The organism is Martinezella lusitana (assembly GCF_016901135.1).
Taxonomy (GTDB): Bacteria; Pseudomonadota; Alphaproteobacteria; order Rhizobiales; family Rhizobiaceae; genus Rhizobium; species Rhizobium lusitanum_D.
Genome location: NZ_JAFEVL010000062.1, coordinates 280,037 through 298,109, shown reverse-complemented (window position 1 = coordinate 298,109; position 18,073 = coordinate 280,037). Strand labels below are relative to the sequence as shown.

Sequence of the window (18,073 nt, the reverse complement as noted above, 5' to 3'; positions counted from 1 at the left end):
TAGCGCCGAAACCGTGCTGTTGATCGTCGCGGGGCCTACGCCGTTCTCATGCTGATGCAACTGGAAATGCCGTATGTCTTCGACCGTCGCCGTATAAGGGGCACGCCCAAGAAACGCAGCGAAGCGCCGGACGTGGCGGACGTAGTCCTGCTGAGTGTGCGATCCCAGACCCCGCATCACCATATCTTCCTGCATACGCTGGCGAAGCGGTGTGGTCGGGGCATCGTGTTGAAAGCTGGCCATTGAACGTTCCTCTCGTTGAAGGGAACGTCATGGTCAGGCAACACCAACAGCCTGCCTAGAACCTCAGATAATCATACCAAACTCACCGCGCGCGCCCTCCCGCGTAGCGGGTTCGTGCTTGAGGGCGCATTCCTGCCGTCAGCTTGGCTACTGTTGGCCCAAAGTTGCCATGAACGCCTCCATCCCGAATGGTGGCATCTGCTACCGAATTCCGTGAATATCAGGGATTTCGCGATACTGCAGAAAGCCTGCCATCTCCACGAACCCGGAGAGCAGGCTGGTCAAAATTGTCATTGTTGAAAATTGCGTCGGCAGCAGAAGCAGGCGCGGACAAGCGCTGATAGAGATCAAAGGCCGGGCGATATCGACCGGCATAAAGCTGACGTGTGGCTTCCGCTCCCCCGAGATGCGCGGTGTCACGATCTATGCCCCGTTGTTCGGACACATGCTCCGAGGTTTCAATGAAGACCGCGACATCCCAGCCGCCACGCAGCTCAGGCCGCTGGAGGAACGTACCATCGACAATGAGGATGGCGTCATCAGGCGCAAATTGCGGATCCTGTTCGATCGGCAGATCATTGTGCAGATCAAATGACGCCGTGCGATACCGGCCGTCGCCGCCCGGCCCCAAAGGATCGAGAAGGAGCGCATTGATGGCGGGAAGATCGCGCGCGTCGTAATAATAGCCCTCGGCGGAGTGCCGCCCGCGTGCATAGCGCTCCACCTTCGGCCTGTGGAAACCATCAATCGAGGTTCGGATGACCTCCCGGCCTTTATCCCTAAGACACTCTGCCAATTCGTTCGCCAGTGTCGTCTTGCCGGATGCCGTCCTCCCATCGATCGCGACGCGAATTGGCCTTGCCGATTCCAGCTTCGCAATCAGGACGGCAAGGTCGTTCAACACAGCGGCTCTACCCAAAGACGTCATATCGTCAATCCCATTTCAACAGATTTCTATTCGTCGTCATCGTCGATCATGCCGGTCAGCCGCATGCCGTCGATCCAGGTGGCGCCGTTTTCGCGGATCACCCGGCGAGGCCGCGCACCGCAACGTTCGCGCACGGCTGCGGCCAGAACCTCGGAATGGGTGACGATCCAGATCTGGCTGGTCCTGGCGGCCTGCGCGATCATTTCGGCAAGCGGCGGCAGCATGTCGGGATGCAGGCTCGCCTCCGGCTCGTTGAGCGCGATCAGCGGCGGCAGGCGATAGGACATCAGCGCTGCAGCGAGGCCGAGGAACCGGATCTGGCCATCGGACAATTCGCGCGGCTGGAAGACGCGCTTGGGAAATTCCGGCAGCATCAGGCCGAAATCCGCCGTTTCCTGCGGCTCCGGCACCACGAGGCGCGCCCCGCCGAGTGCGGCGGCAACGACCCTGTCGAGTTCGACCGTATCTTCACGTGTATGCACGAGCGTGGCGAAGACGGCGGCGATATTGGCGCCATCCTCGTCCAGCATGGGAGAGGTCACGGCAAGGCATGGCGCCCGCAGCGGCGAAGCGCGATCCGTGCGAAAGCCGTGATAGAACCGCCATGCGTCGACGGCCCGCCGGAAGGTGCCGACTTCGGGGTAGTAGCCTGCATCGCCGAGCAGGGCGATCGCCGTTTCCGACGTCAGCGCCTGGTCGCGATGCGGCTGCATGCGGCCGTTTTCGCCGCGAACGGAAATACCCGGCCCGGCCCGCTTCATCATCGTCACCGGCCGCCGGCCTGTCTCGATCAATAGTTCCTCGGCCTTGACCTGAGGCTCCAACGGAAAGCCCGCAGCAGGAAGAGGCGGGCGCATGCCGGCCTCGATCCAATAGCGGAAGGTCGCGGCTCGCTCCATGTCGAGCAGCTCGACATCGAAGCGGATGCGGGCGGATTCATGTGCGCGCCGCTTGCCCGACCACATGGCCGAGAACATGCCGCCCTCGCTGGAAATCTCATGCGCCAGCCGCCCACGCACCGCCGCCTGCACGAGCTGCAGGGAACGATAGAGATTGGATTTGCCGACGCCATTCTCGCCGATGAACAGGTTGACTTCGGCCAGATCCATGCGGATCGAGCGCAAAGAGCGATAATTCTGGGCGAACATCGAGCGAAGTTGCATGCCTCGCTCTAACCGATTCCCGATTTAAAGAGAATGCGCGGCCAAGGCCTCTTCCTGCCTGGGAGAAATGAGCGGCGAGAACCTCGCATTGCCGTCAGCCGCAAGATCGACGACCGTGTGCTTCTCCAGCGCTTTCGTCACCTCGTTGACGTCGCCGTCCAGATGCTCGACGGGAATGAGATTGCCGACGAGGAAGTCGAACTGGTCGCCGCGCTTGTTCAGAAGCTCATGAAACACCGTCATGTCGCGCAGCTCGGTCGACCATCTGGCGAGCCAGTAAAACAGGCCGGAATTGCGCGCCGTCAGGTGCACCGGCAGGATCGGCAGATTGTATTTGCGCGCCAGACCCACGGCGGATGTCTTCCACGGACGCTCGTTCAGCTTGCCGTCCGCCCAATAGGCGATGCGGCCGGACGGAAAAAGCACGGTCACCTTGCCGTCGGCGACGGCGCGGTTGGTGAGCTGCAGCGTCTCGCGCGTCTTCGGCTTGCTCTTGTGCTCCTCGCGCCATTCCACCGGAATGATCATCTCGGCGAAACGCGGATTGACGCGCACGGCATCGCGATTGGCAAAGATCATCATGTCAGGCCGGCGCGATTTCAGGAGATCGAAGACGGCGACGCCGTCGGCAATGCCTGTGGGATGATTGCTGACGAGAATGAAACCACCGGATGCCGGAATGCGATCGGCGTGGGTGACGCCGATGTCGAGCTTGAGCAGATCGCTCATATATTCGAAGCATTGAAAGCCGGACAACTTCGCGACATCGTTGGCGAATTCGATCGCCTTATTGTAGCGCAGCAGCGTGTAGAGAAAGGGGCGCATGACCGGCCAGAGCGGATTGCGAACGATCTTCTCGCCGCGTTCGGCGATCAGCATATCGACAATGTGTCCCGGCTGACCCTGCGACACCAAAGCGATCGCTTCTGCAATCTGTCCCAGTGCAGTTATCGAACCGCGGCGTGCCATGAAGTATCCTGAATGGTTGGGGTATATTCTATTGCAACCGAATATGATCGAAGCATGACAAGCGCCTCGCATATAGCCGCCAAACCACCGGAGATTTAGGAACGGGCCTATATGCAGTTTTTTGAAGTGCCGTTGCTCCCGCAGCGCATCGGAAATGCAAGCAGGGCAACGGGAAAGTTAGTGATTCCATAACCTTCCCTAATCCAAAGTGGCAGAAGGAATCTGAATTTCAAGGGGTTTTCCACTGAACGAATTGTTGATCATTGCCGACTCAAGGTTGATGGCGGAGCGGGGCCGCTGGCTCGACGCGCTTGGTCAGGAGCGGCGGCTCTCCGCCCACACGCTGAATGCCTATGAGCGCGACACGCGGCAATTCCTGACTTTCCTCACCGGCCATCTCGGCGGTCCGGCAACGATCGCGGATATCCACGCACTGCGCCCCGCCGATTTTCGCGGTTTTCTCGCCGCGCGCCGAAAGGAAGGGGCCGGAGCGCGTTCGCTCGGACGCAATCTTGCCGGCCTTCGTTCGCTGCTGCGCTATCTCGAAAAGAAAGGCCTGGTGAATGCCGCGGGCGCGGCGGCCGTGCGCTCACCGAAACAGCCGAAATCGCTTCCCAAGCCGCTTTCCGACACGCAGGCCATCACGGTGGTCAGCGACGAGGCACAGTTGCATGAAGAACCGTGGATCGCTGCGCGCGACGCGGCCGTGCTGACCCTGCTCTACGGCTGCGGCCTGCGCATTTCCGAGGCGTTGGATCTGAAGCCGCAGGATATGCCGCCCGGCGCGACTGCGCTGCGCATCACAGGCAAGGGCAACAAGACGCGGCTGGTGCCGCTACTATCAATCGTCGTCGAGGCGGTCGATCACTACCGAGCCCTCTGCCCCTATCATCTCGACGCTGAGGCCGCCCTCTTTCGCGGCGCGCGCGGCGGCAAACTGCAGCCGGGCATCATCCAGCACGGCATGCAGAAACTGCGCGGCGCCTTCGGCCTGCCCGATACCGCCACGCCGCACGCCTTGCGCCATTCCTTCGCGACGCATCTGCTGGCTGGAGGCGGCGACCTGCGCACCATCCAGGAACTGCTCGGCCATGCCAGCCTGTCGACAACGCAGGTCTATACCGGCGTCGATTCCTCGCGGCTGCTGGAAGTCTACGATCGCGCCCATCCGCGAGCATAAGGAACCATTAACCCCTCACGTTAAGGGAATATGCGTCTCCGAAGCGTAGAGCATGAGCATATGCCGCCACGTCTCCGGAATGCCGCTTTCGCGCTTTAAGAGTCATGGCCTCTGCCAGTGGAAGGTTTAAATGATTTCTGCCCTCGGATCCAAGACGATGCGATCGACGAAGCCGGCACTCGGCGATGTCCTTCTCTGGTTCGCCACAGCCCTTCCGTTGATGCTGGCCACCCTATTGATCGCAACCATACTCGCCCTGCAGCCGGCGCATGCCGACCAGACGGCATCCGAAAGCGGTGGCGACAAAAATCCGTTGGCAAAGCTCAAGAAAGACGACCTGGCCAAAATCGCAACCTTACTCGCCAGTGAGACAACGTCCGACAGCTGCGGCGGCAAGGATCTGATGGCAGAGCTGCAGAAAAGCGATCCCGACAAATATGCCTCCATCATCGCGGCCGGCGACAAGGTGGAAAACGGCAAGGGCATCTTCTGGAAGATCGAGAAATCAGGCCTGAAGCCCTCCTGGCTGCTCGGCACCATGCATGTCTCGGATTCGCGCGTGCTCACCATGCCGAAGGGCGCGTCGGAGGCCGTAGCGGCCGCCGATGCGATCGTCGTCGAATCCGACGAAATTCTCGATGACAAGAGGGCAGCCGCGGCCCTCTTCGCCAATCCGTCGCTGACGATGCTCACCGACGGCTCGACCATCAGCCAGCATCTGTCGCCCGAGGACAACGCCAAGCTCGAGGCGGGACTGAAGGCGCGCGGCATTGCGCTTGCCGCTGTCTCTCGCATGCAGCCCTGGCTGATCTCGAGCTCCTTCGAAATGACCGGCTGCGAAATCCGCCGCAAGACCGCCGGCGCGAAATTCCTCGACCAGAAGCTGGCGAGCGACGCCGCCGCCGAAGGCAAGCAGGTCAAGGGGCTGGAAACGCTGGCCGAGCAGGCCAAGGCGATGAGCGATCTGCCGATCACGCTGCATCTGAAGTCGCTGATCCAGACGCTCGAACTCGGCGACAAGATCAACGACGTCAACGAAACGATGACCGATCTCTATCTGGCCGGCAATATCGGCGCGATGATCCCGATGCTGAAGGTGATCGAGCCGGACCAGAACATCTCGGACGACGACACGGCGGTCTTCGAGCAGCGCATCATCCTCGACCGCAACAAGGTGATGGCCGAACGCGCAGCACCGATCCTCGACAAGGGCAATGCCTTCATCGCCGTCGGCGCGCTGCACCTGGCCGGCGACCAGGGCCTGGTGGCCTTGTTGCGCAAGCAGGGCTTCACGGTGACGGCGGTAAACTGACCGCGCTCATGCGTTTGCCGAAATCGGCGAGCATGGTTGCAACGATCAACCGGTGGAATGGCGTAATCAGCGCTATATAGATGCGCCCCAGCAATATCTTTCGCCTGACAAGCGTGGTCGCGTCCACGAGCCGTCGTCCCTGATCGTCGTCCCGCACGTCGATGACGACACGGAAATCGAGGTGGCGATCATCAAATCCGAGAACGACCTGATTGGCGGACTTGCTGACGACCGGAAAGAAACCGATCGTTTCCAGTTTATCCGCGGTATTGCTGCGTGTGGATTTCAATCCAAACAGACCGGTTACCGCATCACGCAGTCGCAGCAACAGTCGCACCCAGAGCGGAAAGCGGCCGAGCATGGCACGCGCGGCGGCAATTGCCGTAAAATCCGATTTCGGAACCTGCAGTTCGTAGCAATCCGCCCAGTCCGCGCCCGGCAATGCGGGATGCGGCACATGCGGTTTCACCATCAGGGGTCTTGCAGACATCGTCTCATCCGTTGTCTCGATCCCTGCAAGCTATCACACGCAGCAAAGCAACCCGAACGACAAATGCCGGCTGCGGCAATTTACCAGGCGGGCACAGCCGGCTATCGCACGGCCGATCCGTTAGCCGGCAATATTTTCATACGCCAGGACGTCTCCGACTTCAGATAGCTTGTCGCAATCGAACGGACATCCTGCGCCGTTACAGCCTGATAGCCGTTGATGTTGCCGCGAATTCGCGCGAGACGCCGCGCATCCGTCTGGGCACCATGCAAGCTCTCCAGCCAATAGCTATTGGTCTGTTGCGAACGCTTTATCTCCTCCACGATCGGAGCCTTGGCGCGCGTGAGTTCGTCCGGCGAAACGTCCCTATCCCGCAAATCGGCGCTGATCTTGTCCACCAGATCGAAGAAATGATCCACCTTCGCCGGGACTGTCTCGACGTAGACATAGGCAAAGCCGTAGCCCGGGATCGATCTGGACAGATCGACGTCGCCCTGTGGGCTGTAAGTCGCGCCCTCGGCGACGCGGAACTGGTCGATCAGACGATTCCGGAAGATCGCCCCTGTCACATTGGCGGCGGCGGCACGCGGCAAATCGGAGAGAAAATCGCCGATCGACATGGCGACGAGCGCGCCGGCATTGTCGCTTCGCCCGTCTTGCAGCCGCACGACCGGTTCCGGCGTCGGTACTGGAAAAAGCGTCTCGCCACTGTCGGGCTGCTCCTGCATATCGTGCCGGGCCGGCAGCGCACCGAAGGTCTCAGCGGTCATGCGGATCGCATCATCGGCCTGAACATCGCCGGCGATGATGACTTCAATCTGACCCTTGGAAAGGAACGGCCGCAAGAATGCCTCGAAATCTTCCGGCTTGGCATCAAGCAATTGCGTTCGGTCCGGGAAAGTCCAACGCGGATCACCGGAATGCAAAAGACCGGGAAGGTCGCGGCCGACCACGGTCCCTGCCGTTGCCTGAAGCTGCGTCAAACTGTTCAGATAGGCCTGTTGCACCCGCTTGAAGACATCCGGTCGGTAGGTCGGATCAGAAACATAGGCCGTCAGAAGCTGCAATTGCGTCGCCAGATCGCTCGGCCTCGTAGCCCCCTCGAACCTGAAGGCGCCATCCTGGATGGAAAAGTCGTTGCCGACGACATTTCCGGCCAGTGCCTTCTGCATGTCTTCGTAGTCGATGGCCTTCAGACCGGACAACGGGACCGCCGCCGCCGCCCATATTGGCAGCGGGCGGTCATGCGGCAGATCGAGCCGGCCGCGACCGATATTGGCACGAACCAATACTTCGTCCTGACGAAGCTTGGTCGGCTTGACGGTCAAGCGCACGCCATTGGCAAAGCGTACCATCGTGACGCCGAGATCGTCGACGACTCGCTGTTCGACGACGGCTCCGGCTTTGCCGAAATCGGTATAGGGCCATACGGCCGCTGTCGTATGCTCGGGCGCAGTAACCGGCACGGCGCGCGAGTCCGCATAGGCCTTTTCAACAGCCGCGCCACCGCCCTCGGGCATTTGCGGGATCTGCAGTACCAGTTGCGGACCGTTGCCTGCAAAGGCAAGCTGGAGACTTTGGTTCACCTCGGCCGCAGTCAAGCCTTTCATCGCAGCATCGAAAAGCGAGAGGTCTTCCGCCGGCGAGGTGAAGACCACGCCTTCGCCGACACTCCAGGCCAGGGATCCGGCAATATCCGGACTGGCGCGCGTTGCAGCACCTCCCGCAGCCGCCTGCAGCGTCGACCGGTATTCGGCAATTTCGCGGTCGATCTCGCCTTGTGCAACGCCGAACTCGGCAATCCGGCGCTGCTCCTGATCGATAGCAGCAAGAGCTGCCTGCCACTTGTCCGGATCGCCATCTGCGGCAATCATCGTGACGTGAGCGGACTTCAAAAGATCCTGAGAACCAGCCTGCGCGCTGACGAAGGGCGGGTTGGGCTGTTGCGCCAGAACGGATATACGCCGGTTGAGGACAGCAAGGCCGATACCCTCGATCAACTGCTGACGACGCTTGGCAGCGCTGTCTGGCGAAGCGTCATAGGGACGCGTCCAGGCAATCTGCACGCGGGTGGCACCACCAGGCACGACGACGGTTCCAACGCGTTCGCCGTGTTTTTCAAGAGCACCCAGATCGGGCTCAGCCGGCACCGGTGTATTTGACGTCCAATTGCCGAAGCGGCTGCGGATGTCGGCTTCGAGAGCCGCCGCGTCGATATCGCCGACCACGATCAGCGTGGCGCGATCCGGCCGATAATTGGTGCGATAATAGTCCCGCACCAGATCGACCGGGGCATGGCTGATAATATCGGTCTTGCCGATAGGCGGCCGCAGCGGCACGCGCTGGCCAGGCAGCAGCAGATTCATGAAGCCGATCCCGCCCCGATATTGCGGCGTATCGCGCAGCTTCTCTTCCGACAGGATGACACCACGCTCGCGGTCGAAGGCGCCGGCATCGAGCGTGAGCTCGCTCGCCGTCTCGCGCATCAGCATCAGGCCGGTAGACACTGTTTCGGCGTCGGCCTCAGGCAGATCGAGCGCATAGACGGTCTCGTTGTAGCTCGTAGAGGCATTCGTATCCGCGCCGAAGGCCAGGCCGAGGCGCTGGAGGATTCGGGTCATCTCGCCTTCGGGAACGTGGGTCGAACCCTTGAAAGCCATATGCTCGAGAAAATGCGCCAGCCCCTGCTGATCGTCTTTTTCCTGGAGCGACCCAGTGCCGATGCGAAACCGGATCGCCACCTGCCCCGTAGGCGTCGCATTGTGCATGATGGCGAAGCGCATACCGTTGGGCAGCGTGCCGAAACGGATACCGGGTTCCGCTGGCAGATCGCTGACGGTCTGCGGCCAACCGACATCAGGCGTTTCGGCATGAACCGGGAGCACAGCGGTCAGTAGGACCGTGAGGGCGACAACAATGAAGAGTTGTAGGGATGCGGCAATAGCTGGGATTTGGCGTGACATGCTTGCTTCGGTGATTGGGAGAGCTTCGATGATGCGATGCACGAGAGACCCCGTTCATCGCATCATCGTATGTGCATTGCAATCCCGGTATTCGACCGAGCTTAAACGCGGTTCCTACATGTGGATCGGCTTGAAGAAGGTCGCGAGCGCTGCTTCCTTCACGGCTTCCGACATGGTCGGATGCGCATGGCAGGTGCGGCCGAGATCTTCCGACGAGCCACCGAATTCCATCAGCACGGTGATCTCGTGGATCATCTCGCCAGCGCCGAAGCCGACGATATGGCCGCCGAGGACCCGGTCCGTTTCCTTGTCGGCCAGGATCTTGACGAAACCGTCAGTCGCCAGCATGGCGCGCGCGCGGCCATTGGCAGAGAACGGGAACTTGCCGACCTTGTAGGCGATGCCCGCGGCCTTAAGCTCTTCCTCGGTCTTGCCGACGGAAGCGACTTCCGGCTGGGTGTAGACGACGCTCGGAATGACGTCGTAGTTCACATGGCCCGCCTGGCCGGCGAGAATTTCGGCGAGCGCCACACCCTCGTCTTCCGCCTTGTGCGCCAGCATCGGACCCTTCACCACGTCGCCGATGGCATAGATGTCGGCGACATTGGTCTTGAAGTGACCGTCGATCTCGACGCGGCCGCGATTGTCGAGCACGACGCCGGCCTCTTCCAGGCCAAGGCCTGCCGTATAGGGCTTGCGGCCGGTCGCGACCAGCACGACATCGGCATCGAGCACGACCTTGTCGCCGCCCTTGACCGGCTCGAAGGTAACCTTCGCGCCGTCGCCGGACTTCTCGACGCCGACCACCTTGGCACCGAGATGGAATTCCACGCCCTGCTTGGCCAGCATGCGCTGGAACTGCTTGGAGACTTCGCCATCCATGCCGCCGAGGATGGTGTCGAGATATTCGACGACAGTGACCTTGGCGCCGAGGCGCGACCAGACCGAGCCGAGCTCAAGGCCGATGACGCCGCCGCCGACCACGATCATCTTGCCCGGCACCTTGTCGAGCGCGATGCCGCCGGTGGAGGAGATGATGATCTTCTCATCGATCTCGAGCGGCACGCCCGGAATGCCGGCAACGTCGGAGCCGGTGGCGATGACGATGTTCTTGCCGTCGATCTCGGTCACCTTGCCGTCATCGGCCGTGACGGCAACCTTGCCGGCGGAAACGATCTTGCCGGTGCCCTGGAAGGCATCGATCTTGTTCTTCTTGAAGAGGAAGGCGACGCCGTCGACATTCGACTTTACGGTCGCATCCTTGTGAGCCAGCATCTTGCCAAGGTTCAGCGTCGGCGCCGCAACCTCGACGCCGAGCGCGTCCATGCCATGGCCTACATGATGGAACATTTCGGAAGCGTGCAGCAGCGCCTTGGAGGGAATGCAGCCGATGTTGAGGCAGGTGCCGCCAAAGGTCACGCGCTTTTCGACGACCGCCACCTTCAGGCCGAGTTGCGCTGCCTTGACTGCGCAGACATAGCCGCCGGGACCGGTTCCGATAATGATCACATCGTAGGACATGGTTTGATTTCCTTGTTTTATATCTCTGTTAGTCGGCCGCCCGCGCCAAAGCGAGGCGGATGCCGAAGCCGACGAGCGCCGCTCCGGTGATGCGGTTGAACCATTTGCCTGACGCGATGAAGCGATCGCGAACCGGCTTGACGGTGAAGAAAGTGGAGACGCCGGCAAACCAGGCGACCAGAGCCGTTGCCATGCCGATGCCATAGCTGAACTGGATCAGCGCGGGCGTGTCGTGATGCACGAGCGTCGAAAACAGCGACAGGAAAAACAGCACCGGCTTCGGGTTGAGCGCATTGGTGATGAAGCCCGTCGCCAGGCAGCGCCAGACGGAGACCGGCTTGCGGTCAGCATCGGTGATCTCGATTTCCGCCACCTTGAAGCCCGGCTCGCGGAAAGACTTGATGCCCAGGTAGACGAGATAGAGAACGCCGGCCCATTTGATCATGCTGAACAGGACAAGCGATTGCGACACGATCAGGCCAAGGCCGAGAATGGTGTAGCTGATGTGGAAGAGTAGCGAGAAGCCCATGCCGAGCCCGGTCATCATGGCGGCACGGCGGCCATGCACGATGCTCTGACGTAGGATCACGGCAAAATCGGCGCCGGGAATGACGATGAAAATAGAGAACACCGCCATCAGGCCGAGGAATTCGAGAATATATTGCATGATAGCCACCTTCTCCGCTTAACGGCCACCGCTCACGTCGAGCAAGGCACCCGTTATATAGGATGCGTGAGGCCCCAGGAGATAGAGGATGGAGTCGGCGACCTCGTCGGCCGTTCCCGCGCGCTTCATCGGCAATTGCGGAGCGATGTCGCGCGCCCGGTCCGGCAGGCCGGCTGCGGCGTGGATATCCGTATCGATGATGCCGGGCCGGACAGCGTTGACGCGGATGCCTTCGGCCGCCACCTCGCGCGCCAGACCGACCGTGAAGGTATCGATCGCCCCCTTGGAAGCAGCATAGTCGACATACTGTCCCCCGCCACCGAGCGTTGCGGCCAGGGAGGAGACATTGACGATCACGCCGCCCTTGCCGCCATGGCGGGTCGACATGCGACGCACGGCTTCTGCCGCGGCCAGCATCGAGCCGGTGATATTGACACGGAACATGCGGTCGAGCCGTTCCGGCGTCATTTCGTCGAGGCGCTGAATGACCCCGACGATACCGGCATTGTTGACGAGCCCATCGAGCCGGCCAAAATGCGAGTCGATCGTGGCAAAGATGGATTTGATGCCCTCTGGCTTGCCGACATCGCCGGCGATCGCGATCGCATCGCCGCCGGCATCGCGGATCGTCGCCACCACGGCCTCGGCTGCGTCCTTGTTGGACGCATAGTTGACCGCCACGGCCCAGCCGTGCTGGGCAGCGGCAACTGAAACCGCCGCGCCGATGCCTCGGCTGCCGCCGGTCACGAGAAGAACGGGTGCACTCTCGGTCATTGGTCGCATCCTTTCAGACTGAGGACATCCCAGGGCGCAACGGTTGCCTTGCCCTTGCCCCAAAGGGAAGACTTCTGGATCGAGGGTCCGAGCGCCGGCAGGAAAAGCCGTTCGGCTGCACTCTCGCCCTCAGCTGGAAGCATGCTGATATGGCCCTTCAGGTCAGAGGCGTAAACCGTGCCCTGCCAGACGGTGCAGGCTCTGAGATCAGCCCCGGTGACATCGCCTTCCGGGCACTCGAACATGATCCTGCCATTGGCGTGCTGTTGATCGTCGGTGCGCATGACAACGCCATCGGCCACGACGGCGGTGTTGCGCACGGCAAGTTTGAACTTGTTGCTGACGGATGATTCCGACCCCATGGGCTCGAAGCGCAGCTCATAGGCATCGTCCATATCGCCGTAGACAGCCTTTTCCTGCACGCATTCGCTTGCGAGAGCCAACGCCGGATTGACAGTAAAGGCCATCATCGCCCAGCGCACCGGAGCTAGTCGTGTCATCATGCGGTTGACAGGCATCGTCATTCTCCTCCCGGCTCGTGCCGGCCATCGGCATTCTCGGTCACGCCGAAGTCGGTAAGCAGAACCAGAGGCCGCCCGCCAGCATCGAGGCCCCAGAATACCGGATAGAAACCGTCGCCCCAGCCGCTCCAGAAGATCGCGACATTACCACGCTCGCCGGCCACCGGCCGATGCATGGCATATTTGTCCTTGTTCGCCCCGAGCTCGGGCGCCAGGACATCGTCATAGTAGTTGATATCAGACGACGACTTCTCGGCCCGGACCTGCTTTTCCCGCTCCTGAATCAAGGCATAGGTATCGGCATCCATATAGCAGCCGAGGCCGGCATCGACCGGATAGCCGAAGAACTCTTCACCCTTCAACGCATTGATATCCTGGCCCGGAATGAGTGCTAGCTCCCAGCGCACCGGCTTGCCCTCGGCAAACCGCATGCTGGCGGCGGCGATGCGGCCGAAGGCTTCATAGAGCGTCACCGGATAATCGCCCGGAGGCACGGTCCTGACCAGTGCCGGACGGTCCGGTCCGACCAGGGGATCGCTGGCGACGATGCGGCCGGACGTCAGTTCGACATTGCCGATGCGAAGGGCGGCGATCGATCGCGCGGCAAGATCGGCGTCGCTGAGCGACGCCAGATCGAGATTGCTGCTGAGCTTGGAAACGTCGAACTCATCGGCGCTCGCGGATGATGGCACCCATGCGGCGACGGCGCACAACAATCCGCGCAGCGTCCGCATGGGCCATGTCGACATGATCCAACGCTCCCTTAGAGATCGAGAACCAGACGTTCCGGATCTTCCAGGCTTTCCTTGACGCGCACGAGGAAGGTCACGGCTTCCTTGCCGTCGACCATGCGGTGGTCGTAGGAAAGCGCCAGATACATCATCGGACGGATGACGACTTGACCGCCGATGGCGACCGGACGTTCCTGGATCTTGTGCATGCCGAGAATGCCCGACTGTGGCGCGTTCAGAATCGGCGAGGACATCAGCGAACCATAGACGCCACCATTGGTGATGGTGAAGGTGCCGCCCTGCATGTCAGCCATCGACAGCGTGCCGTCGCGGGCAGCCTTCGCCAGACGGCCAAGCTCCTTCTCGACCTCGGCGATCGACATCTGATCGGCGTCGCGGATAACCGGAACGACGAGACCCTTGTCGGTGCCGACAGCCATGCCGATGTGGCAGTAGTTCTTGTAGATGATGTCGGTGCCATCGATCTCGGCGTTGACAGCAGGCAGTTCCTTCAGGGCGTGCGTGACGGCCTTGGTGAAGAAGCCCATGAAGCCGAGCTTCACGCCATGCTTCTTCTCGAAGATGTCCTTGTACTTGTTGCGTAGGTCCATGACGGCCTTCATGTCCACCTCATTGTAGGTGGTGAGCATGGCGGCGGTGTTCTGCGCATCCTTGAGGCGGCGGGCAATCGTCTGGCGCAGGCGGGTCATCTTGACGCGCTCTTCGCGGCTGACGTCCTCGACGGCGGTCGGCGCGCGCGCGGCGACGGGCGCAGCCGGTGCGGCGGCAGGCGCCGAGGCGGCCTTTGCAACGGCGGCGATGGCATCACCCTTCAGGACCTGGCCGCGCTTGCCGCTGCCATCGACCTGATCGGCGGAGAGGTTGCTTTCGGCAAGCAGCTTGGCGGCGGCAGGGGCCGGCGGCATGGTGGAGGCCGGAGCGGAAACGGTGGGGGCAGCAACCGGGGCGGCAGCGGCAGGGGCCGGAGCAGCGGCAGCGGCGGGTGCTGCAGCCTGAGCCGGAGCGGCGGCGGCGCCGTTGCCGGCGGAGATCTGGCCAAGCAACGCTCCGAGGCCCACGGTCTCCCCGGCCTGCGCAACGATTTCGGACAGCGTGCCGGCCGCAGGTGCTGGAACCTCGATCGTCACCTTGTCGGTTTCAAGCTCGAGAATCGGTTCATCGGCCTTGATGGCATCGCCGACCTTCTTGAACCAGGTGCCGACGGTCGCCTCGCTGACGGATTCGCCGAGGGTAGGAACGCGGATTTCAGTGGCCATTGTTCAGATCCTGATTTTCGTCATTATGAGTTGGATGGAATTCCGGCGACAGATGGCCGGGGAACGGACAACGCCATGCGCTGCATCAGCCCAGCCGGCGGTAACCGGTCGGGCATCTGCTTCGTGCTGGCGATAGTCGGCATGTTGCTGCATGGCGGCCATTTTCTCCCCCGTCGCATCCTGCGGAAGGCTGGAGCGCGACGACGCAATTTTCAGACGAAAACAGGTCATCGCGCAACCCCTCAACCGCCGAGCGCGTCCTCAAGGAACGCCGCGAGCTGCGACATATGCTTGGACATCAGGCCCGTCGCCGGAGAGGCGGCGGCCGGACGGCCGGTGTAGCGAACGCGCTGATACTTGGCATCGATGTGGGCAAGCACCCATTCCAGATAGGGATCGATGAAGGACCATGCACCCATGTTCTTCGGCTCTTCCTGGCACCAGACCATCTCCGCATTGCGGAAGCGGCTGAGCTCGTTGATGAGCGCCTTGGCCGGGAACGGGTAGAGCTGTTCGATGCGCAGCAGGTAGATATCGTCGATGCCGCGCTTCTCGCGCTCTTCCAGCAGATCATAGTAGACCTTGCCCGAGCAGATGACGACGCGACGGATCTTGTTGTCCTTCTGCAGCTTGATCGGGCCATCCTTGATCACTTCCGCATCGTCCCAGAGCAGGCGATGGAAGGAGGTTTCCCCTGCCATTTCAGCAAGGCTCGATACGGCGCGCTTGTGGCGCAGCAGCGACTTCGGCGTCATCAGGATCAGCGGCTTGCGGAAGTCGCGCTTCAACTGACGGCGCAGGATGTGGAAGTAGTTGGCCGGCGTCGTGACGTTGGCGACCTGCATGTTGTCTTCGGCGCAAAGCTGCAGATAGCGTTCCAGACGGGCCGAGGAGTGTTCCGGACCCTGGCCTTCATAGCCGTGCGGCAGCAGGCAGACGAGGCCTGACATGCGCAGCCACTTGCGTTCGCCCGACGAGATGAACTGGTCGAAGATGACCTGCGCACCGTTGGCGAAGTCGCCGAACTGGGCCTCCCAGAGCGTCAGCGCGTTCGGGCGGGCCAGCGAATAGCCGTATTCGAAACCGAGGACAGCCTCTTCCGAAAGCATCGAGTTGATGACTTCGTAGCGGGCCTGGGTCGGCGACAGATTGGCGAGCGGGATGTAGCGCTCTTCGGTTTCCTGATCGTAGAGAACCGAATGACGCTGCGAGAATGTGCCGCGTTCGCAATCCTGGCCGGACAGGCGAATCTTGTGGCCCTCGACAACAAGTGAGCCGAAAGCGAGCGCTTCCGCCATCGCCCAATCGATGCCTTCGCCTGTTTGCACCATGTTGGCGCGGTTTTCCATGAAGCGCTGGATGGTACGGTGCGCGTGGAAGCCGGACGGAATTTCCGACAGCTTGCGCCCGATCTCCTTCAGCGTCTTCATCGGCACGGCGGTCTTGCCACGGCGTTGCTCATCGGCATTGTCAGCCGCATGCAGGCCCGACCATTCACCGTCCAGCCAGTCGGCCTTGTTCGGCTTGTAATGCTGGCCGGCCTCGAACTCCTGCTCGAGATGGGCGCGCCAATCAGCCTTCATCTTTTCGACTTCGCCCTCGGTCAGCACACCTTCGGCGATCAGTCGCTCGGAATAGAGCTGCAGCACCGTCTTGTGGGCGCGGATGACCTTGTACATCTTCGGCTGCGTGAAGGACGGTTCATCGCCTTCATTGTGGCCGTAGCGGCGGTAGCAGAACAGGTCGAGGACGACAGGCTTGTGGAACTTCATGCGGAATTCGGTGGCGATCTTGGCCGCATAAACAACGGCTTCCGGATCGTCGCCATTCACATGGAAGATCGGCGCCTCGATCATCTTGGCGACGTCGGACGGATAGGGCGACGAGCGCGAGAAGGCCGGATTGGTGGTGAAGCCGATCTGGTTGTTGATGATGACGTGCATGGTGCCGGCGACACGATGGCCGCGCAGGCCCGACAGGCCGAGGATTTCGGCAACCACGCCCTGACCGGCGAAAGCCGCGTCGCCGTGGATCAGCAGCGGCACGACCTTGGCGCGCTCGGACAGCGGAATGACGTCGCCATCCCAGACGGTGGCGCCCATATCCTGCTTGGCGCGGGCCTTGCCCATAACCACAGGGTTGACGATTTCCAGATGCGACGGATTGGCCGTCAGCGAAACGTGCACCTTTGCGCCGTCGAAATCACGGTCCGAAGACGCGCCGAGATGGTACTTGACGTCACCAGAGCCTTCGACTTCGTCCGGCGCGTAGGAGCCGCCCTTGAACTCGTGGAAGATCGCCCGATGCGGCTTGCCCATGACCTGGGAAAGCACGTTCAGGCGGCCGCGATGGGCCATGCCGAACAGAGCCTCCCTGAGGCCGAGCTGGCTGCCGCTCTTCAGAATCTGCTCCAGCGCCGGGATCAGCGATTCGCCGCCGTCGAGGCCGAAACGCTTCGTGCCCTTGAACTTGACGTCGAGGAACTGCTCGTAGCCTTCGGCTTCGATCACCTTCTGCAGGATCGCCTTCTTGCGCTCGGGATTGAAAGCGATACCCTTATCGACGCCCTCGATGCGTTCCTGGATCCAGGCCTTCTCTTCCGGATTGGAGATATGCATGAACTCGACGCCGAGCGTCGAGCAGTAGGTGCGCTCGAGGATCTCGATCATCTCGCGAATGGACGCATATTCGAGGCCGAGCACGTTATCGATGAAGATCTTGCGATCGAGGTCGGCCTCGGCAAAGCCATAGGCTTCCGGCGACAGCTCCTTGTAGTCCTCGACCGCAGCGGCGATACCGAGCGGATCGAGCTTGGCGTGCAGGTGACCGCGCATGCGATAGGCGCGGATCATCATGATGGCGCGCACGGAATCGCGCGTCGCCTGCAGGACGTCGGTCGTATCGGCCGGCGCGCCGGCGGTTTCCGCCTTGGCCTTGATCTTGGTCTCGATAACCTTCTCGACAATGCCCCAATCGCCGTCGAGCGCGGAAACCAGGTCGCCCCTTGCCGGGATCGGCCAGTTCTTGCGCTGCCAGGAGGCGCCCTTGGCCGCCCTCTTCACGTCGTCTGGACTGTCCTCGAGCGCCTTGAAGAAGGACCGCCACTCGTCGGAGACCGACGATGGGTCATCCTCGTAGCGCGCGTAAAGCTGCTCGATATAGGCAGCGTTCGCGCCGTCCAGGAACGAGGTGATCTGAAATTGCTCGTTGGCTTCTTGCCTTGCCATGGTGATATGCGGACAGCCTCGTCCGCCTCCCGACTTGTTGCATTGCCGGCTTGTGGTCATCCGGCGACCGTATTTCGTTCGGCCGTTTTGGCCGTAAGTCTGCACTT

16 protein-coding genes are annotated in these 18,073 nt (G+C 61.6%); 2 read left to right on the top strand and 14 right to left on the bottom strand.

Annotation, left to right across the window (positions count from 1 at the left end):
- From JTP94_RS27880 to JTP94_RS27865, 4 genes are all read right to left on the bottom strand, one after another.
- Nucleotides 1-243 (bottom strand): phage integrase N-terminal SAM-like domain-containing protein (locus JTP94_RS27880; RefSeq protein ID WP_204853671.1); only part of this gene is annotated, 243 nt, incomplete at its 3' end.
- Nucleotides 244-463: 220 nt separating this feature from the next.
- A complete protein-coding gene (locus JTP94_RS27875; RefSeq protein ID WP_204853670.1) occupies nt 464-1,171 on the bottom strand; it encodes a uridylate kinase in 708 nt (235 codons plus the stop codon).
- A gap of 26 nt (nt 1,172-1,197) precedes the next feature.
- Complete coding sequence (locus tag JTP94_RS27870) at nt 1,198-2,334, bottom strand: AAA family ATPase (protein WP_204853669.1); 1,137 nt, start codon at nt 2,332-2,334, stop codon at nt 1,198-1,200.
- 24 nt (nt 2,335-2,358) lie between these two features.
- A complete protein-coding gene (locus JTP94_RS27865; protein WP_204853668.1) occupies nt 2,359-3,303 on the bottom strand; it encodes a GNAT family N-acetyltransferase in 945 nt (314 codons plus the stop codon).
- Nucleotides 3,304-3,547: 244 nt separating this feature from the next.
- Here JTP94_RS27865 and JTP94_RS27860 point away from each other — a divergent pair, with 244 nt between their 5' ends.
- Together JTP94_RS27860 and JTP94_RS27855 are read left to right on the top strand one after the other, a co-directional pair.
- Nucleotides 3,548-4,483, top strand: a complete 936-nt coding sequence (locus JTP94_RS27860) for a tyrosine recombinase XerC (protein ID WP_204853685.1) — start codon at nt 3,548-3,550, stop codon at nt 4,481-4,483.
- A 130-nt stretch (nt 4,484-4,613) separates the two neighbouring features.
- Nucleotides 4,614-5,795, top strand: a complete 1,182-nt coding sequence (locus tag JTP94_RS27855; protein ID WP_246755385.1) for a TraB/GumN family protein — start codon at nt 4,614-4,616, stop codon at nt 5,793-5,795.
- Here JTP94_RS27855 and JTP94_RS27850 read toward each other — a convergent pair.
- The 10 genes from JTP94_RS27850 to JTP94_RS27805 all read right to left on the bottom strand — a co-directional run bounded on the left by JTP94_RS27850 (nt 5,773) and on the right by JTP94_RS27805 (nt 17,966).
- A complete protein-coding gene (locus tag JTP94_RS27850) occupies nt 5,773-6,285 on the bottom strand; it encodes a DUF2867 domain-containing protein (protein ID WP_204853667.1) in 513 nt (170 codons plus the stop codon). The two genes, JTP94_RS27855 and JTP94_RS27850, sit on opposite strands and share 23 nt — an antisense overlap.
- Nucleotides 6,286-6,386: 101 nt before the next feature.
- Nucleotides 6,387-9,248, bottom strand: coding sequence for a pitrilysin family protein (locus tag JTP94_RS27845; RefSeq protein ID WP_204853666.1), 2,862 nt, complete (start codon nt 9,246-9,248; stop codon nt 6,387-6,389).
- Nucleotides 9,249-9,362: 114 nt separating this feature from the next.
- Nucleotides 9,363-10,790: a dihydrolipoyl dehydrogenase gene (gene lpdA, locus JTP94_RS27840; RefSeq protein WP_312038193.1), complete on the bottom strand. Its 1,428-nt coding sequence runs from the start codon at nt 10,788-10,790 to the stop codon at nt 9,363-9,365.
- A 7-nt stretch (nt 10,791-10,797) separates the two neighbouring features.
- Nucleotides 10,798-11,436, bottom strand: coding sequence for a LysE family transporter (locus tag JTP94_RS27835; protein ID WP_204853664.1), 639 nt, complete (start codon nt 11,434-11,436; stop codon nt 10,798-10,800).
- A gap of 18 nt (nt 11,437-11,454) precedes the next feature.
- Nucleotides 11,455-12,210, bottom strand: coding sequence for an SDR family oxidoreductase (locus JTP94_RS27830; RefSeq protein WP_204853663.1), 756 nt, complete (start codon nt 12,208-12,210; stop codon nt 11,455-11,457).
- The gene (locus JTP94_RS27825; RefSeq protein ID WP_409456638.1) at nt 12,207-12,734 is read right to left on the bottom strand and encodes a hypothetical protein; all 528 of its coding nucleotides are present in this window, start codon (nt 12,732-12,734) and stop codon (nt 12,207-12,209) included. The genes JTP94_RS27830 and JTP94_RS27825 overlap by 4 nt, the downstream gene beginning before the upstream one ends.
- Nucleotides 12,731-13,480 (bottom strand): DUF4241 domain-containing protein, encoded by a 750-nt coding sequence (locus JTP94_RS27820; RefSeq protein WP_204853662.1) that lies wholly within the window; start codon nt 13,478-13,480, stop codon nt 12,731-12,733. Before JTP94_RS27820 ends, JTP94_RS27825 begins: the two co-directional genes overlap by 4 nt.
- A 14-nt stretch (nt 13,481-13,494) precedes the next feature.
- Nucleotides 13,495-14,739, bottom strand: coding sequence for a 2-oxoglutarate dehydrogenase complex dihydrolipoyllysine-residue succinyltransferase (odhB, locus tag JTP94_RS27815; protein WP_204853661.1), 1,245 nt, complete (start codon nt 14,737-14,739; stop codon nt 13,495-13,497).
- 3 nt (nt 14,740-14,742) lie between these two features.
- Nucleotides 14,743-14,970, bottom strand: a complete 228-nt coding sequence (locus JTP94_RS27810) for a hypothetical protein (RefSeq protein WP_246755378.1) — start codon at nt 14,968-14,970, stop codon at nt 14,743-14,745.
- An 11-nt stretch (nt 14,971-14,981) separates the two neighbouring features.
- Nucleotides 14,982-17,966, bottom strand: a complete 2,985-nt coding sequence (locus JTP94_RS27805) for a 2-oxoglutarate dehydrogenase E1 component (RefSeq protein WP_204853660.1) — start codon at nt 17,964-17,966, stop codon at nt 14,982-14,984.
- Between the last annotated feature and the right edge of the window lie 107 nt (nt 17,967-18,073).